This is a genomic window from Staphylococcus sp. HMSC36A10, from assembly GCF_001838845.1.
GTDB lineage: Bacteria > Bacillota > Bacilli > Staphylococcales > Staphylococcaceae > Staphylococcus > Staphylococcus aureus.
Window position 1 is genome coordinate 18,714 of sequence record NZ_KV839135.1, and the last position, 19,066, is coordinate 37,779.

General features: G+C 33.5%; 17 protein-coding genes. All 17 read left to right on the forward strand.

Annotated elements, in window-relative coordinates:
• Window positions 1-62 precede the first annotated feature (62 nt).
• The 17 genes from pth to lysS all read left to right on the forward strand — a co-directional run bounded on the left by pth (window position 63) and on the right by lysS (window position 18,477).
• Window positions 63-635 (forward strand): aminoacyl-tRNA hydrolase, encoded by a 573-nt coding sequence (gene pth / locus HMPREF3247_RS13760; RefSeq protein WP_000649791.1) that lies wholly within the window; start codon window positions 63-65, stop codon window positions 633-635.
• Window positions 635-4,141 (forward strand): transcription-repair coupling factor, encoded by a 3,507-nt coding sequence (mfd, locus tag HMPREF3247_RS13765; protein ID WP_000154228.1) that lies wholly within the window; start codon window positions 635-637, stop codon window positions 4,139-4,141. The genes pth and mfd overlap by 1 nt, the downstream gene beginning before the upstream one ends.
• Window positions 4,131-5,657 carry a polysaccharide biosynthesis protein gene (locus HMPREF3247_RS13770; protein WP_000680731.1) on the forward strand — a complete coding sequence of 509 codons (1,527 nt, stop codon included), beginning with the start codon at window positions 4,131-4,133 and terminating at the stop codon, window positions 5,655-5,657. Before mfd ends, HMPREF3247_RS13770 begins: the two co-directional genes overlap by 11 nt.
• Window positions 5,657-6,850, forward strand: a complete 1,194-nt coding sequence (locus tag HMPREF3247_RS13775) for a MazG nucleotide pyrophosphohydrolase domain-containing protein (protein ID WP_000951459.1) — start codon at window positions 5,657-5,659, stop codon at window positions 6,848-6,850. Before HMPREF3247_RS13770 ends, HMPREF3247_RS13775 begins: the two co-directional genes overlap by 1 nt.
• Window positions 6,847-7,110 carry an RNA-binding S4 domain-containing protein gene (locus tag HMPREF3247_RS13780; protein ID WP_001234989.1) on the forward strand — a complete coding sequence of 88 codons (264 nt, stop codon included), beginning with the start codon at window positions 6,847-6,849 and terminating at the stop codon, window positions 7,108-7,110. Before HMPREF3247_RS13775 ends, HMPREF3247_RS13780 begins: the two co-directional genes overlap by 4 nt.
• A gap of 17 nt (window positions 7,111-7,127) precedes the next feature.
• Window positions 7,128-7,520 (forward strand): cell division protein DivIC, encoded by a 393-nt coding sequence (gene divIC, locus HMPREF3247_RS13785; RefSeq protein ID WP_000792417.1) that lies wholly within the window; start codon window positions 7,128-7,130, stop codon window positions 7,518-7,520.
• 104 nt (window positions 7,521-7,624) lie between these two features.
• On the forward strand, window positions 7,625-8,026 hold the full coding sequence (locus tag HMPREF3247_RS13790) for a S1 domain-containing RNA-binding protein (RefSeq protein ID WP_000021445.1): 402 nt from the start codon (window positions 7,625-7,627) through the stop codon (window positions 8,024-8,026).
• Window positions 8,027-8,205: 179 nt separating this feature from the next.
• Window positions 8,206-9,501: a tRNA lysidine(34) synthetase TilS gene (gene tilS, locus HMPREF3247_RS13795; RefSeq protein ID WP_001176724.1), complete on the forward strand. Its 1,296-nt coding sequence runs from the start codon at window positions 8,206-8,208 to the stop codon at window positions 9,499-9,501.
• A 4-nt stretch (window positions 9,502-9,505) separates the two neighbouring features.
• Window positions 9,506-10,045, forward strand: coding sequence for a hypoxanthine phosphoribosyltransferase (gene hpt / locus HMPREF3247_RS13800; protein ID WP_000551283.1), 540 nt, complete (start codon window positions 9,506-9,508; stop codon window positions 10,043-10,045).
• Between the two features lie 256 nt (window positions 10,046-10,301).
• Complete coding sequence (ftsH, locus tag HMPREF3247_RS13805) at window positions 10,302-12,395, forward strand: ATP-dependent zinc metalloprotease FtsH (RefSeq protein ID WP_001167888.1); 2,094 nt, start codon at window positions 10,302-10,304, stop codon at window positions 12,393-12,395.
• Between the two features lie 228 nt (window positions 12,396-12,623).
• Window positions 12,624-13,505, forward strand: coding sequence for an Hsp33 family molecular chaperone HslO (hslO, locus tag HMPREF3247_RS13810; protein ID WP_000148605.1), 882 nt, complete (start codon window positions 12,624-12,626; stop codon window positions 13,503-13,505).
• Between the two features lie 178 nt (window positions 13,506-13,683).
• Window positions 13,684-14,616: a cysteine synthase A gene (gene cysK / locus HMPREF3247_RS13815; RefSeq protein WP_000057594.1), complete on the forward strand. Its 933-nt coding sequence runs from the start codon at window positions 13,684-13,686 to the stop codon at window positions 14,614-14,616.
• A gap of 215 nt (window positions 14,617-14,831) precedes the next feature.
• Window positions 14,832-15,635: a dihydropteroate synthase gene (gene folP / locus HMPREF3247_RS13820; protein ID WP_000167924.1), complete on the forward strand. Its 804-nt coding sequence runs from the start codon at window positions 14,832-14,834 to the stop codon at window positions 15,633-15,635.
• Window positions 15,613-15,978 carry a dihydroneopterin aldolase gene (gene folB / locus HMPREF3247_RS13825; RefSeq protein WP_001154302.1) on the forward strand — a complete coding sequence of 122 codons (366 nt, stop codon included), beginning with the start codon at window positions 15,613-15,615 and terminating at the stop codon, window positions 15,976-15,978. Before folP ends, folB begins: the two co-directional genes overlap by 23 nt.
• Window positions 15,975-16,451 carry a 2-amino-4-hydroxy-6-hydroxymethyldihydropteridine diphosphokinase gene (gene folK, locus HMPREF3247_RS13830; protein ID WP_000613716.1) on the forward strand — a complete coding sequence of 159 codons (477 nt, stop codon included), beginning with the start codon at window positions 15,975-15,977 and terminating at the stop codon, window positions 16,449-16,451. Before folB ends, folK begins: the two co-directional genes overlap by 4 nt.
• 393 nt (window positions 16,452-16,844) lie before the next feature.
• The gene (locus tag HMPREF3247_RS13835; RefSeq protein WP_001790128.1) at window positions 16,845-16,937 is read left to right on the forward strand and encodes a hypothetical protein; all 93 of its coding nucleotides are present in this window, start codon (window positions 16,845-16,847) and stop codon (window positions 16,935-16,937) included.
• A 52-nt stretch (window positions 16,938-16,989) separates the two neighbouring features.
• Window positions 16,990-18,477, forward strand: a complete 1,488-nt coding sequence (gene lysS / locus HMPREF3247_RS13840; protein ID WP_001288199.1) for a lysine--tRNA ligase — start codon at window positions 16,990-16,992, stop codon at window positions 18,475-18,477.
• The last annotated feature ends 589 nt before the right edge of the window (window positions 18,478-19,066 follow it).

Here is a 19,066-nt window from a genome sequence, read left to right on the forward strand (position 1 = left end):
GCGGAAAATGGATGTTGTCATTATAATAATAAATGAAACAATTATGTTGGAGGTAAACACGCATGAAATGTATTGTAGGTCTAGGTAATATAGGTAAACGTTTTGAACTTACAAGACATAATATCGGCTTTGAAGTCGTTGATTATATTTTAGAGAAAAATAATTTTTCATTAGATAAACAAAAGTTTAAAGGTGCATATACAATTGAACGAATGAACGGCGATAAAGTGTTATTTATCGAACCAATGACAATGATGAATTTGTCAGGTGAAGCAGTTGCACCGATTATGGATTATTACAATGTTAATCCAGAAGATTTAATTGTCTTATATGATGATTTAGATTTAGAACAAGGACAAGTTCGCTTAAGACAAAAAGGAAGTGCGGGCGGTCACAATGGTATGAAATCAATTATTAAAATGCTTGGTACAGACCAATTTAAACGTATTCGTATTGGTGTGGGAAGACCAACGAATGGTATGACGGTACCTGATTATGTTTTACAACGCTTTTCAAATGATGAAATGGTAACGATGGAAAAAGTTATCGAACACGCAGCACGCGCAATTGAAAAGTTTGTTGAAACATCACGATTTGACCATGTTATGAATGAATTTAATGGTGAAGTGAAATAATGACAATATTGACAACGCTTATAAAAGAAGATAATCATTTTCAAGACCTTAATCAGGTATTTGGACAAGCAAACACACTAGTAACTGGTCTTTCCCCGTCAGCTAAAGTGACGATGATTGCTGAAAAATATGCACAAAGTAATCAACAGTTATTATTAATTACCAATAATTTATACCAAGCAGATAAATTAGAAACAGATTTACTTCAATTTATAGATGCTGAAGAATTGTATAAGTATCCTGTGCAAGATATTATGACCGAAGAGTTTTCAACACAAAGCCCTCAACTGATGAGTGAACGTATTAGAACTTTAACTGCGTTAGCTCAAGGTAAGAAAGGGTTATTTATCGTTCCTTTAAATGGTTTGAAAAAGTGGTTAACTCCTGTTGAAATGTGGCAAAATCACCAAATGACATTGCGTGTTGGTGAGGATATCGATGTGGACCAATTTCTTAACAAATTAGTTAATATGGGGTACAAACGGGAATCCGTGGTATCGCATATTGGTGAATTCTCATTGCGAGGAGGTATTATCGATATCTTTCCGCTAATTGGGGAACCAATCAGAATTGAGCTATTTGATACCGAAATTGATTCTATTCGGGATTTTGATGTTGAAACGCAGCGTTCCAAAGATAATGTTGAAGAAGTCGATATCACAACTGCAAGTGATTATATCATTACTGAAGAAGTGATCAGCCATCTTAAAGAAGAGTTAAAAACTGCATATGAAAATACAAGACCCAAAATAGATAAATCAGTGCGCAATGATTTGAAAGAAACGTATGAAAGCTTTAAATTATTCGAAAGTACATACTTTGATCATCAAATACTACGTCGCTTAGTAGCGTTTATGTATGAAACACCTTCGACAATTATTGAGTATTTCCAAAAAGATGCAATCATTGCAGTTGATGAATTTAATCGTATTAAAGAAACTGAAGAAAGTTTAACAGTAGAGTCTGATTCGTTTATTAGCAATATTATTGAAAGTGGTAATGGATTTATAGGACAAAGTTTTATAAAATATGATGATTTTGAAACATTGATTGAAGGCTATCCTGTCACTTATTTTTCATTATTCGCTACAACAATGCCGATAAAACTAAATCATATTATTAAATTTTCATGTAAACCTGTCCAACAATTTTATGGGCAATATGACATTATGCGTTCTGAATTTCAACGATATGTTAATCAAAACTATCATATCGTGGTTTTGGTCGAAACCGAAACTAAAGTTGAACGTATGCAAGCGATGTTAAGTGAAATGCATATTCCATCAATAACAAAATTGCATCGCTCAATGTCATCGGGACAAGCAGTGATTATTGAGGGCAGTTTATCTGAAGGATTTGAACTACCTGATATGGGATTAGTTGTCATTACTGAGCGTGAGCTTTTTAAATCAAAACAGAAAAAGCAACGAAAACGTACGAAAGCTATCTCAAATGCTGAAAAAATTAAGTCTTACCAAGATTTAAATGTGGGAGATTATATTGTTCATGTGCATCATGGTGTTGGTAGATATTTAGGTGTTGAGACGCTCGAAGTGGGGCAAACGCATCGTGATTATATTAAATTGCAATATAAAGGTACGGATCAACTATTTGTTCCAGTAGATCAAATGGATCAAGTTCAAAAATATGTAGCTTCGGAAGATAAGACGCCAAAATTAAATAAACTCGGTGGCAGTGAATGGAAAAAAACAAAAGCTAAAGTTCAACAAAGTGTTGAAGATATTGCTGAAGAGTTGATTGATTTATATAAAGAAAGAGAAATGGCAGAAGGTTATCAATATGGGGAAGACACAGCTGAGCAAACAACATTTGAATTAGATTTTCCATATGAACTTACGCCTGACCAAGCTAAATCTATCGATGAAATTAAAGATGACATGCAAAAATCGCGTCCAATGGATCGCTTGCTATGTGGTGATGTTGGTTATGGTAAAACTGAAGTTGCAGTGAGAGCAGCATTCAAAGCTGTAATGGAAGGAAAGCAGGTTGCATTTTTAGTTCCTACAACTATTTTAGCTCAGCAACATTATGAGACGTTAATTGAGCGTATGCAAGATTTTCCTGTTGAAATTCAATTAATGAGTCGTTTTAGAACGCCTAAAGAGATAAAACAAACTAAGGAAGGACTTAAAACTGGATTTGTTGACATAGTTGTTGGTACACACAAATTACTTAGTAAAGATATACAGTATAAAGATTTAGGGCTGTTGATTGTAGATGAAGAACAACGATTTGGTGTACGCCATAAAGAGCGTATTAAAACATTAAAACATAATGTAGATGTACTAACATTGACTGCAACCCCAATACCTAGAACATTGCATATGAGTATGCTAGGTGTGCGCGATTTGTCAGTGATTGAAACGCCGCCAGAAAATCGTTTCCCAGTTCAAACATATGTATTAGAACAGAACATGAGTTTTATCAAAGAAGCTTTAGAAAGAGAACTATCCCGTGATGGCCAAGTGTTTTATCTTTATAATAAAGTGCAATCCATTTATGAAAAACGAGAACAACTCCAGATGTTAATGCCAGATGCTAACATTGCAGTTGCTCATGGACAAATGACAGAGCGCGATTTAGAAGAAACGATGTTAAGTTTTATCAATAATGAATATGATATTTTAGTAACGACGACGATTATTGAAACAGGTGTCGATGTCCCAAATGCAAATACTTTGATCATTGAAGATGCAGATCGCTTTGGATTGAGTCAGTTGTATCAATTAAGAGGTCGTGTTGGTCGTTCAAGTCGTATTGGTTATGCATACTTCTTACATCCAGCAAATAAGGTACTAACTGAGACTGCAGAAGATCGATTACAAGCGATTAAAGAATTTACGGAGTTAGGCTCAGGATTTAAGATTGCGATGCGTGATTTGAACATTCGTGGTGCTGGTAATTTGTTAGGTAAACAACAGCACGGCTTTATTGATACAGTTGGATTTGATTTGTACAGTCAAATGTTAGAAGAAGCTGTAAATGAAAAACGTGGTATTAAGGAACCAGAATCTGAGGTGCCAGAAGTCGAAGTTGATTTAAACTTGGATGCATATTTGCCAACAGAATATATTGCAAATGAACAAGCTAAAATTGAAATTTATAAAAAGCTACGAAAAACTGAAACATTTGATCAAATTATCGACATTAAAGATGAATTAATTGATCGTTTTAATGATTATCCTGTTGAAGTAGCACGTTTGCTTGATATAGTGGAAATAAAAGTACACGCATTACATTCAGGTATCACGTTGATTAAAGATAAAGGGAAAATAATTGATATTCATTTATCTGTAAAAGCCACTGAAAATATTGATGGCGAAGTGCTGTTCAAAGCAACACAACCTTTAGGTAGAACAATGAAGGTTGGTGTTCAAAATAATGCAATGACAATTACTTTAACGAAACAAAATCAATGGCTTGATAGTTTGAAGTTTTTAGTTAAGTGCATTGAAGAAAGTATGAGAATAAGTGATGAAGCATAAAGAAGCATTTAATGGCGTTGTCGTGTTAACTGCTGCATTAATTGTCATTAAAATTCTGAGTGCTGTATATCGAATTCCATATCAAAATATATTAGGCGATACAGGTTTGTATGCATATCAACAAGTGTATCCAATTGTAGCACTAGGAATGATATTATCGATGAATGCCATTCCTAGTGCAATTACACAAAATATAGGAAAGTATCATAGTGACGAAGCATATGCAAAAGCAGTCGCTTATATACAATTAGTTGGTATATTAATATTTATTGCTATTTTTGTGTTTGCGAACAATATTGCACATATGATGGGTGATAGCCATTTAACACCAATGATTCAAGCTGCAAGTTTAAGCTTTATATTTATAGGTATGCTTGGCGTGTTAAGAGGTTATTATCAATCTGCAAATAATATGACAGTTCCGGCTATTTCCCAGGTTATAGAACAAGTTATACGAGTAGGTATTATCATTGTTACTATTGTTATTTTTGTAGACAGAGGTTGGACGATATATGAAGCGGGAACAATTGCTATTTTAGCATCAACGATAGGTTTTTTAGGTTCTTCAATTTATTTAGTAGCGCACCGACCTTTTAAGTTTAAAATGGTAAATAACACTGCAAAGATTGTTTGGAAACAGTTCGCACTTTCGGTTTTGATTTTCGCTATCAGTCAATTAATCGTAATTTTATGGCAAGTGATTGATAGTGTTACTATTATTAAGTCACTTCAAGCGATACGCGTGCCATTCGATGTTGCCATAACTGAAAAAGGAGTCTATGACCGTGGTGCATCATTTATTCAGATGGGATTGATTGTAACTACAACATTTAGTTTTGCGCTCATTCCTCTGTTAAGTGACGCAATCAAAATGAATAATCAGGTACTTATGAATCGTTATGCAAATGCGTCATTAAAGATTACGATTTTAATAAGTACAGCAGCGGGAATAGGATTAATTAATTTATTGCCTTTAATGAACGGTGTGTTTTTTAAGACGAATGATTTAACCTTAACGTTAAGTGTTTATATGATTACGGTCATTTGTGTATCTTTAATTATGATGGATATGGCATTATTACAAGCGCAACATGCTGTGAGACCTATTTTTGTTGGTATGACGGCAGGATTGGTTATTAAATTTATACTTAATATCATTTTGATTCGTTTAAGTGGCATTATTGGTGCGAGCATTAGTACTGTTGTATCATTAATTATATTCGGTACGATTATCCATATTGCTGTCACGAGAAAATACCACTTACATGCGATGAGACGATTTTTTATCAATGTTGTTTTAGGTATGGTATTTATGTCGATTGTTGTTCAATGCGTGTTAAACATAGTGACAACACACGGTAGAATCACTGGACTCATTGAATTATTATGTGCAGCAGTATTAGGTATCATTGCATTGTTTTTCTATATTTTTAGATTTAATGTTTTGACATATAAAGAGTTAACTTATTTACCATTTGGTTCAAAGTTGTATCAAATTAAGAAAGGAAGACGTTGATGGCACATACCATTACGATTGTTGGCTTAGGAAACTATGGCATTGATGATTTGCCGCTAGGGATATATAAATTTTTAAAGACACAAGATAAAGTTTATGCAAGAACGTTAAATCATCCAGTTATAGAATCATTGCAAGATGAATTAACATTTCAGAGTTTTGACCATGTTTATGAAACACATGACCAATTTGAAGATGTCTATAATGATATTGTGGCGCAATTGGTTGAAGCTGCTAATGAAAAAGATATTGTCTATGCGGTTCCGGGTCATCCTAGAGTTGCTGAGACAACTACAGTGAAATTACTGGCTTTAGCAAAGGACAATACTGATATAGATGTGAAAGTTTTAGGTGGTAAAAGCTTTATTGATGATGTGTTTGAAGCAGTTAATGTAGATCCAAATGATGGCTTCACACTGTTAGATGCGACATCATTACAAGAAGTAACACTTAATGTTAGAACGCATACATTGATTACACAAGTTTATAGTGCAATGGTTGCTGCTAATTTGAAAATCACTTTAATGGAACGATATCCTGATGATTACCCTGTTCAAATTGTCACTGGTGCACGAAGCGATGGTGCGGATAACGTTGTGACATGCCCATTATATGAATTGGATCATGATGAAAATGCATTCAATAATTTGACGAGTGTATTCGTACCAAAAATCATAACATCGACATATTTGTATCATGACTTTGATTTTGCAACGGAAGTGATTGATACTTTAGTTGATGAAGATAAAGGTTGTCCATGGGATAAAGTGCAAACGCATGAAACGCTTAAGCGTTATTTACTTGAAGAAACATTTGAATTGTTCGAAGCTATTGACAATGAAGATGATTGGCATATGATTGAAGAGCTAGGAGATATTTTATTACAAGTGTTATTGCATACTAGTATTGGTAAAAAAGAAGGGTATATCGACATTAAAGAAGTGATTACAAGTCTTAATGCTAAAATGATTCGTAGACACCCACACATATTTGGTGATGCCAATGCTGAAACTATCGATGACTTAAAAGAAATTTGGTCTAAGGCGAAAGATGCTGAAGGTAAACAGCCAAGAGTTAAATTTGAAAAAGTATTTGCAGAGCATTTTTTAAATTTATATGAGAAGACGAAGGATAAGTCATTTGATGAGGCCTCGTTAAAGCAGTGGCTAGAAAAAGGGGAGAGTAATACATGAGATTAGATAAATATTTAAAAGTATCACGGTTAATAAAGCGACGTACGCTAGCAAAAGAAGTAAGTGATCAAGGTAGAATTACAATAAATGGTAATGTTGCTAAAGCTGGATCGGATGTTAAAGTTGAAGATGTGCTGACGATTCGCTTTGGTCAAAAATTAGTAACAGTTAAAGTAACTGCATTAAATGAACATGCATCTAAAGATAACGCGAAGGGCATGTATGAAATCGTTGAAGAGCGTCGACTTGAAGAAGCGTAAATTGGAGGTGACAAGCAATGAAAAATAAAGTAGAACATATAGAAAATCAGTACACGTCGCAAGAGAACAAGAAAAAACAACGTCAAAAAATGAAAATGCGTGTTGTTCGTAGGCGTATTACAGTATTTGCGGGCGTATTACTTGCGATAATTGTTGTTTTATCAATCTTGCTTGTTGTCCAAAAACATCGCAATGATATCGATGCACAGGAGCGAAAAGCGAAAGAAGCACAGTTTCAAAAGCAACAAAATGAAGAAATTGCGTTAAAAGAAAAGTTGAATAATCTGAATGACAAAGATTATATTGAAAAAATTGCGCGTGATGATTATTACTTAAGCAACAAAGGTGAAGTGATTTTTAGGTTGCCAGAAGACAAAGATTCGTCTAGCTCAAAATCTTCGAAAAAATAAATCCAAATTGATTCAAAATTATCCGAGTATAGACATTGTGAAAAAATCCAAACAAGGATATAATAAGGGAAAATCGAATCAAATCGGGAGGATTTATTTAACATATGTCAATCGAAGTTGGAAATAAGCTTAAAGGTAAAGTCACTGGTATTAAAAAGTTTGGTGCATTCGTAGAATTACCTGAAGGAAAAAGTGGTTTAGTTCACATTAGTGAAGTCGCAGATAATTATGTTGAAAACGTAGAAGAGCACCTTTCTGTTGGTGATGAAGTAGACGTAAAAGTATTATCTATTGCTGATGATGGAAAAATTAGTCTTTCAATTAAGAAAGCTAAAGACCGTCCACGTAGACAACATACGAGTAAACCAAGTCATCAAAAACCAGTGCAAAAAGCCGAAGATTTTGAAAAGAAATTAAGCAATTTCTTAAAAGATAGTGAAGATAAATTAACTTCAATCAAACGTCAAACAGAATCTAGACGCGGTGGCAAAGGTTCAAGACGTTAATTAAAATAAATAAAGACTGTTTCGATAAGGAATATATTTAGAATGATGCGTATCGAATAATCGATTGCAGCGTTAGACAATCTAAGACTGTTTCTTAAATAAGGAGCAGTCTCTTTTATTTGTAATGATATAACTAAGACTTATACCATTTTTGAAAATTGTAAAAGTGAGGTGATGTTATGCAGTTAAATAGTAATGGTTGGCATGTTGATGACCATATTGTTGTCGCTGTTTCTACAGGTATTGATAGTATGTGTTTATTGTATCAACTACTAAATGATTATAAAGATAGTTATAGAAAACTAACATGCTTACATGTCAATCATGGCGTTAGGTCAGCTTCAATCGAGGAAGCCAGATTTTTAGAAGTATACTGCGAACGTCATCACATCGATTTACATATCAAAAAGTTAGATTTGTCGCATAGTCTCGACCGAAATAACAGCATTCAGAATGAAGCTCGAATTAAACGTTACGAATGGTTTGATGAAATGATGAATGTATTAGAAGCGGATGTATTGCTAACGGCGCATCATTTGGACGATCAATTAGAAACTATTATGTATCGTATTTTTAATGGGAAATCAACGCGTAATAAACTAGGATTTGATGAGTTATCGAAGCGAAAAGGTTATCAGATTTATCGACCACTTTTAGCTGTCTCTAAAAAAGAAATAAAACAATTCCAAGAGAGATATCATATTCCATATTTTGAAGATGAATCTAATAAAGATAACAAATATGTTAGAAATGATATTCGTAATAGAATTATTCCAGCTATTGATGAAAATAATCAACTTAAAGCATCGCATTTATTAAAATTAAAACAATGGCATGATGAACAATATGATATTTTGCAATATTCAGCTAAACAATTTATTCAAGAATTTGTGAAGTTTGATGAACAGTCAAAATATTTAGAGGTTTCTAGACAAGCTTTTAATAACTTACCAAACTCATTAAAGATGGTTGTGTTGGATTGCCTACTATCAAAGTATTATGAGTTGTTTAATATTAGTGCTAAAACATACGAAGAGTGGTTTAAACAATTTAGTAGTAAGAAAGCACAATTCAGTATTAATCTCACGGATAAATGGATAATTCAAATTGCATATGGTAAATTAATAATAATGGCTAAAAATAATGGCGATACATATTTTAGAGTTCAAACTATTGAAAAGCCAGGTAATTATATTTTTAACAAATATCGATTAGAGATACATTCTAATTTACCAAAATGTTTATTTCCGCTTACAGTGAGAACACGACAAAGTGGCGATACATTTAAACTGAATGGGCGCGATGGTTATAAGAAAGTGAATCGCCTGTTTATAGATTGTAAAGTGCAACAGTGGGTTCGGGATCAAATGCCAATCGTATTGGATAAACAACAGCGCATTATTGCGGTAGGAGATTTATATCAACAACAAACAATAAAACAATGGATTATAATTAGTAAAAATGGAGATGAATAGCGTTATGCATAATGATTTGAAAGAAGTATTGTTAACTGAAGAAGATATTCAAAATATCTGTAAGGAATTGGGAGCACAATTAACAAAGGATTATCAAGGTAAACCATTAGTATGCGTGGGTATCTTAAAAGGCTCAGCAATGTTTATGTCAGATTTAATTAAACGAATTGATACCCATTTATCAATTGATTTCATGGATGTTTCTAGTTATCACGGAGGCACTGAGTCAACTGGTGAAGTTCAAATCATTAAAGATTTAGGTTCTTCTATTGAAAATAAAGACGTATTAATTATTGAAGATATCTTAGAGACTGGTACTACACTTAAGTCAATTACTGAATTATTACAATCTAGAAAAGTTAATTCATTAGAAATAGTTACTTTATTAGATAAACCAAACCGTCGTAAAGCGGACATTGAAGCTAAGTATGTAGGTAAAAAAATACCAGATGAATTTGTTGTTGGTTACGGTTTAGATTATCGTGAATTATACCGAAACTTACCATATATCGGTACGTTAAAACCTGAAGTGTATTCAAATTAATTTTTTAATCAATTTCAGTTATTATTACTATGCGTTTGAGAAATAATAGTGTAGACTCAAAAATATGAAAAATGTATTTCATATATATTTAATTTTAGACAAGACATATGTCTTGAAAAGTTGAAAAATATAGAGATTGATAAAACTAATACGGGTGTGAATGACATTGATGTTAAGCTCAATTACTAGCTTATAAAACATGTCATATGTTACAATTTTTGTTAGTTTTATTATGGGAAGTAGGAGGAAATGACGCATGCAGAAAGCTTTTCGCAATGTGCTAGTTATCGTAATAATAGGCGTTATTATTTTTGGTCTATTTTCATATTTAAACGGTAATGGAAATATGCCGAAACAGCTTACATATAATCAATTTACTGAGAAGTTGGAAAAAGGTGACCTTAAAACTTTAGAAATCCAACCACAACAAAATGTCTATATGGTAAGTGGTAAAACGAAAAATGATGAAGACTATTCATCAACTATTTTATATAACAACGAAAAAGAATTACAAAAAATTACTGATGCTGCTAAAAAGCAAAACGGTGTAAAATTAACGATTAAAGAAGAAGAAAAACAAAGTGTCTTTGTGAGTATACTTTCAACATTAATTCCAGTTGTAGTCATAGCGTTATTATTTATTTTCTTCCTAAGCCAAGCACAAGGTGGCGGTAGTGGCGGTCGTATGATGAACTTTGGTAAATCTAAAGCAAAAATGTACGATAATAATAAACGTCGTGTTCGTTTCTCTGATGTAGCAGGGGCAGATGAAGAAAAACAAGAATTAATTGAAATTGTTGATTTCTTGAAAGATAATAAAAAATTCAAAGAAATGGGATCTAGGATTCCTAAAGGTGTCTTACTTGTTGGACCTCCAGGTACTGGTAAAACATTACTTGCTAGAGCGGTTGCAGGTGAAGCTGGCGCACCATTCTTCTCTATTAGTGGTTCAGACTTTGTAGAGATGTTTGTTGGTGTTGGTGCGAGCCGTGTTCGTGACTTATTCGATAATGCTAAGAAAAACGCGCCTTGTATCATCTTTATCGATGAGATTGATGCTGTTGGTCGTCAACGTGGTGCAGGTGTTGGTGGCGGTCATGATGAACGTGAACAAACCCTAAACCAATTATTAGTTGAAATGGATGGTTTCGGTGAAAATGAAGGTATCATTATGATAGCTGCTACAAACCGTCCTGATATCCTTGACCCAGCCTTATTACGTCCAGGTCGTTTTGATAGACAAATTCAAGTTGGTCGTCCAGATGTGAAAGGCCGTGAAGCAATTCTTCATGTTCATGCTAAAAACAAACCACTTGATGAAACGGTTGATTTAAAAGCAATTTCACAACGTACACCTGGTTTCTCAGGTGCTGATTTAGAGAACTTATTAAATGAAGCATCTTTAATTGCTGTACGTGAAGGTAAAAAGAAAATTGACATGAGAGATATCGAAGAGGCAACGGATAGAGTTATAGCCGGACCTGCTAAGAAATCTCGAGTTATTTCTAAGAAAGAACGTAATATTGTTGCTCATCACGAAGCTGGTCATACAATTATCGGTATGGTACTTGATGAGGCAGAAGTAGTGCATAAAGTTACTATTGTTCCACGTGGACAAGCAGGTGGTTATGCAATGATGCTACCTAAACAAGATCGTTTCTTAATGACTGAACAAGAGTTATTAGATAAAATCTGTGGTTTACTTGGTGGACGTGTATCAGAAGATATTAACTTTAACGAAGTATCAACAGGTGCTTCAAATGACTTCGAACGTGCAACACAAATCGCACGCTCAATGGTTACGCAATATGGTATGAGTAAAAAATTAGGACCATTACAGTTCGGTCATAGCAATGGTCAAGTATTCTTAGGTAAAGATATGCAAGGTGAGCCTAATTATTCAAGCCAAATCGCATATGAAATTGATAAAGAAGTTCAACGAATCGTTAAAGAACAATACGAACGTTGTAAACAAATTTTATTAGAGCACAAAGAACAATTAATTTTAATTGCTGAAACATTATTAACAGAAGAAACATTAGTTGCTGAACAAATTCAATCATTATTCTACGAAGGTAAATTACCTGAAATTGATTATGATGCAGCTAAAGTTGTTAAAGATGAAGATTCTGAATTTAATGATGGTAAATTCGGTAAATCTTATGAAGAGATTCGTAAAGAGCAATTAGAAGATGGACAACGTGACGAAAGTGAAGATCGTAAAGAAGAAAAAGATATTGCTGAGGATAAAAAAGAAGCTGATAAATCTGATGAAAAAGATGAACCAGCACATCGACAAGCCCCAAATATCGAAAAACCTTACGATCCAAATCACCCAGACAATAAATAATCGATTATATTCAGTACCTCTTTCTATGATAAAGTTATAGAAAGAGGTACTTTTATCGTTTTTGAAAATACGTATTAGATTTTAAGTCGTTGAATTGTTATAGCAGAAAATAATTGTAAAACAAGTTACTTCATTATTTAGAATGATGGGTGTAGAATAAGTACAATTGTTGCATTTTATGAAGTAAAGTAATTTTTTAAATATAGAGTAATAGAGGAGATTGAAATAATGACACACGATTATATTGTTAAAGCATTAGCATTTGATGGAGAGATTAGGGCTTATGCTGCTTTGACAACTGAAACTGTTCAAGAAGCACAAACGAGACATTATACATGGCCGACAGCATCTGCTGCAATGGGAAGAACAATGACAGCAACAGCTATGATGGGCGCAATGTTGAAAGGTGATCAAAAATTAACTGTCACTGTAGATGGCCAAGGACCTATTGGACGAATTATTGCCGATGCAAATGCTAAAGGCGAGGTGCGTGCTTATGTAGACCATCCACAAACTCATTTTCCATTAAATGAGCAAGGTAAACTTGATGTAAGACGAGCAGTAGGGACAAATGGATCTATTATGGTTGTTAAAGACGTTGGAATGAAAGACTATTTCTCTGGAGCAAGTCCAATTGTTTCAGGAGAACTTGGTGAAGATTTTACTTATTATTATGCTACAAGTGAACAAACACCTTCATCGGTAGGTCTTGGTGTATTGGTAAATCCTGATAATACGATTAAAGCAGCAGGAGGATTTATCATTCAAGTTATGCCAGGTGCCAAAGATGAAACAATTTCAAAATTAGAAAAAGCAATTAGTGAAATGACACCAGTTTCTAAATTAATTGAACAAGGATTAACGCCAGAAGGATTACTAAACGAAATCTTAGGTGAAGACCATGTGCAAATTTTAGAGAAAATGCCTGTTCAATTTGAATGTAATTGTAGTCATGAGAAATTTTTAAATGCTATTAAAGGATTGGGCGAGGCTGAGATTCAAAATATGATTAAAGAAGATCATGGTGCTGAAGCAGTATGTCATTTCTGTGGAAATAAATATAAATATACTGAAGAAGAATTAAACGTGTTGCTAGAAAGTTTAGCGTAATTTAATTTAAATCAATACGCTAAAATGTTTATTTTTAGCGGTTTAGTGAAATGTAGAACTAAATAGTTGTATAATCCTTAGTGATTTTGTTTGCTTTCTAGAATTTATTTGATAAAATAATTCTATATCCGATAAATAAACTAAGATTTCAACAACTAACTAAAAAGGAGTGTTCTTAATGGCACAAAAACCAGTAGATAATATTACTCAAATTATTGGCGGTACACCGGTAGTCAAATTGAGAAATGTAGTAGATGACAATGCAGCAGATGTTTATGTAAAATTGGAATATCAAAATCCAGGTGGTTCTGTAAAGGATAGAATTGCTTTAGCAATGATTGAAAAAGCAGAGCGAGAAGGCAAAATTAAACCTGGCGATACAATTGTAGAACCAACAAGTGGTAATACAGGTATCGGTTTAGCATTTGTATGTGCTGCTAAAGGATATAAAGCAGTATTTACTATGCCCGAAACAATGAGCCAAGAGCGTCGTAATTTATTAAAAGCATACGGTGCGGAATTAGTTTTAACGCCTGGATCAGAAGCGATGAAAGGTGCAATTAAAAAAGCTAAAGAATTGAAAGAAGAACATGGTTACTTCGAGCCACAACAATTTGAAAACCCTGCGAACCCTGAAGTTCATGAGTTAACTACAGGTCCTGAGTTATTACAACAATTTGAAGGGAAAACTATCGATGCGTTCCTAGCTGGTGTTGGTACTGGTGGTACGTTATCTGGTGTAGGTAAAGTTCTGAAAAAAGAATATCCTAACATCGAAATTGTTGCTATAGAGCCTGAGGCTTCTCCAGTATTGAGCGGTGGTGAGCCAGGTCCACATAAATTACAAGGTTTAGGTGCTGGATTTATTCCAGGCACTTTGAATACAGAAATCTATGACAGTATTATTAAAGTAGGAAATGATACAGCGATGGAAATGTCTCGTCGAGTTGCTAAAGAGGAAGGTATTTTAGCAGGTATTTCATCAGGTGCTGCGATTTATGCTGCCATTCAAAAAGCAAAAGAATTAGGAAAAGGTAAAACAGTAGTAACAGTATTGCCGAGTAATGGTGAACGCTACTTATCAACACCTTTATATTCATTCGATGACTAATTAATGTCATTTAAAAGAGTGAGTTATCTTTTTGAGATAACTTGCTCTTTTTTTCTACCATGTATATTTTTAAAAATATGAGCGTTAAATTAAACATTTTTCTGATAAAAATATCCAGTGAATGATAAGATAATAAACGTACATACTAATAACTAGTAAATAGCAGGAGTAAATTTTATTAGAGTTAAACAATACATAATTAAAGGGTGGTTAACATGACTAAAACAAAAATTATGGGCATATTAAACGTCACACCTGATTCATTCTCAGATGGTGGAAAATTTAATAATGTTGAATCAGCTATAAATAGAGTGAAAGCCATGATAGATGAAGGTGCTGACATTATAGATGTTGGAGGTGTTTCAACGAGACCAGGTCATGAAATGGTTTCATTAGAAGAAGAGATGAACAGAGTATTACCTGTTGTTGAAGCTATTGTCGGTTTTGATGTAAAAATTTCAGTCGATACATTTCGAAGTGAGGTTGCTGAAGCATGTTTAAAATTAGGCGTTGATATGATTAATGATCAATGGGCGGGTCTGTATGATCATCGTATGTTCCAAATTGTAGCTAAATATGACGCGGAAATTATTTTAATGCATAATGGAAATGGTAATCGTGATGAACCGGTTGTCGAAGAAATGTTAACATCTTTGTTAGCACAAGCACATCAAGCTAAAATAGCTGGTATACCTTCAAATAAAATTTGGCTAGATCCAGGTATAGGTTTCGCTAAAACTAGAAATGAAGAAGCCGAAGTTATGGCAAGACTGGATGAACTTGTTGCAACAGAATATCCAGTTTTATTAGCGACAAGCCGGAAACGTTTCACTAAAGAGATGATGGGTTATGATACAACACCGGTTGAAAGAGATGAAGTAACTGCAGCTACGACTGCATATGGTATTATGAAAGGCGTTAGAGCAGTACGCGTTCATAATGTCGAGTTGAATGCTAAATTAGCTAAAGGTATAGATTTTTTAAAGGAGAATGAAAATGCAAGACACAATCTTTCTTAAAGGTATGCGCTTTTATGGATATCATGGTGCTTTATCAGCTGAAAATGAAATAGGGCAAATTTTCAAAGTGGATGTAACTTTGAAAGTAGACTTAGCTGAAGCTGGGCGTACTGATAATGTTATTGATACAGTTCATTATGGTGAAGTGTTCGAAGAGGTTAAATCAATTATGGAAGGTAAGGCCGTTAATTTACTTGAGCATCTAGCTGAACGTATTGCAAATCGTATAAATTCACAATATAATCGTGTAATGGAAACGAAAGTGAGAATCACTAAAGAAAACCCACCGATTCCGGGTCATTATGATGGAGTAGGTATCGAAATAGTGAGGGAGAATAAATGATTCAAGCATACTTAGGATTAGGTAGTAATATTGGTGATAGAGAAAGCCAGTTAAACGATGCTATAAAGATTTTGAATGAATATGATGGTATTAACGTATCTAATATTTCTCCGATTTATGAAACAGCACCAGTTGGGTATACTGAGCAACCTAACTTTTTAAATTTGTGTGTTGAAATTCAAACAACACTCACAGTATTACAACTGTTGGAATGTTGTTTGAAGACAGAAGAATGTTTACACCGTATTAGAAAGGAACGATGGGGTCCTAGAACTTTAGATGTGGATATTTTGTTGTATGGAGAAGAAATGATAGATTTACCAAAACTGTCGGTGCCACATCCGAGAATGAATGAACGTGCATTTGTTTTAATCCCATTAAATGATATAGCAGCAAATGTCGTAGAACCACGTTCGAAATTGAAAGTGAAAGATTTAGTTTTTGTAGATGACAGTGTAAAGAGATATAAATAATGCATTGTTGAGAACATTCATATTTATTGGGAATAGATGATTGATTATTGGAGATGTTTCCGCATTTTGATTATCTCTAAATGCATTTGATTTCGAATTAGTATATGATGATTTAGTATGTGTTAGAATTAAGTTATTTCATAAAATCAAAGTAAGCAATATTTGATAAATTGCTGTAATTTATTTGGGCTTTTGTTGAAGTTTGTGGAAGATAATTTTTATACATTTACTTAGGGTTGTATTAATGATAATCGTATTTTAAATGAATAAGTAATTCATAAACGAAAACAGAAATTGCTTTATTACATTTACAAGCTCTTGTAAAATTAAAAAAGTGATAAAATTGATGTTATGAATATAAGAAAACATGCCACATCATAACTTTAAGGTGTAATGGTTAATGATAAAGTATTAGAAACATCGAAAGAGATGTATGTTGAGCAAAAATGTCTGATATTTTATAAAACTTTAAAGGAAAATGTTTGAGTGTACCAGTTGGAATACTAAAGGATTACAACAAGTTAAAGGAGAGAAAGTTATGTCAGAAGAAATGAATGACCAAATGTTGGTTCGACGTCAAAAATTACAAGAATTATATGATCTTGGTATAGACCCGTTTGGTTCTAAATTTGACCGTTCAGGTTTATCTAGTGATTTGAAAGAAGAGTGGGACCAGTATTCTAAAGAAGAATTGGTAGAAAAAGAAGCGGATAGTCATGTCGCTATAGCTGGACGATTAATGACTAAGCGTGGTAAAGGTAAAGCAGGATTTGCACACGTTCAGGACTTAGCTGGACAAATTCAAATTTACGTTCGTAAAGATCAAGTTGGCGATGACGAATTTGATTTATGGAAAAATGCTGATTTAGGCGATATCGTTGGTGTTGAAGGTGTAATGTTCAAAACAAATACTGGCGAATTATCGGTTAAAGCGAAGAAATTCACGCTACTAACTAAATCATTGCGACCATTACCGGATAAATTCCACGGTTTACAGGATATTGAACAGAGATATCGTCAAAGATATTTAGATTTAATTACGAACGAAGATAGCACTCGTACATTTATTAATCGTAGTAAAATCATTCAAGAAATGCGTAATTATTTAAATAATAAAGGTTTCTTGGAAGTAGAAACACCTATGATGCACCAAATTGCTGGTGGAGCAGCTGCTAGACCATTTGTAACACATCATAATGCATTAGATGCAACGTTATACATGCGTATTGCTATTGAGTTGCATTTAAAACGTTTAATTGTCGGTGGACTTGAAAAAGTATATGAAATTGGTAGAGTATTCCGTAATGAAGGTGTATCAACTAGACATAACCCTGAATTCACAATGATTGAATTATATGAAGCATATGCAGATTATCATGACATTATGGATTTAACAGAATCTATGGTGAGACATATTGCCAATGAAGTGTTAGGTTCTGCAAAAGTACAATACAATGGGGAAACGATTGATTTAGAATCTGCTTGGACTCGTTTGCATATTGTTGATGCTGTAAAAGAAGCTACTGGTGTAGATTTTTATGAAGTTAAAAGTGATGATGAAGCTAAAGCTTTAGCTAAAGAACATGGTATTGAAATTAAAGATACAATGAAATATGGTCATATTTTAAATGAATTCTTTGAGCAAAAAGTTGAAGAAACACTTATTCAGCCAACGTTTATCTATGGTCATCCGACTGAAATTTCACCTTTAGCGAAGAAAAATCCTGAAGATCCTAGATTTACTGATCGTTTCGAATTGTTCATTGTAGGTAGAGAGCATGCAAATGCATTTACTGAATTAAATGATCCTATTGATCAAAAAGGTCGTTTTGAAGCGCAACTTGTTGAAAAAGCGCAAGGTAATGATGAAGCGCATGAAATGGATGAAGATTACATTGAAGCGTTAGAATATGGTATGCCTCCGACAGGTGGTCTTGGTATCGGTATTGACAGATTGGTTATGTTATTAACTGACTCTCCATCAATCAGAGACGTATTATTATTCCCTTATATGAGACAAAAATAAATGACGTTGATTGTTAGTAAGAGCTCTCGTGTATACAACATGTGTATGCGAGGGCTTTCTTAATTATGGTAATTAGTTCGTGTTTGAATGTTTTTGATAGTAATAGTTAACGATAGTGGTGCTATTTTTGACTGTTAAACAAGGTAGTTGGCTGATAGATGAAAATGACGATACGTATATAGAGTAGTTCGGATGAGAAATGTTAACGATAGACATTGAGATATCTTATAACAAAAATTGCTATATTAGTATAATTTATCTTAATCAGCTATAAAAGTACTTTAAAATTGTATAGAATGTGTATGGTTTTGTACATATGTGTATGATAGAATACTAAAAGTGTTATGAATTAGAGGGCACGAGAAATGTCAGTTTTGAAGAATAAAAAAGTTGATTAAAAGTGTTGACTTTATCAATTGAATGAAGTAATATATAAAAGTCGTCAAAAACAGACGAAACACACTAAAAGCTGATGTGACAAAGTTTACATCAAAGTGTAAAATTAACTATTGCACCTTATTAATTAAGCGTGTATCATGAATAAGTAAGTTATTTTGTCTGGTGACTATAGCAAGGAGGTCACACCTGT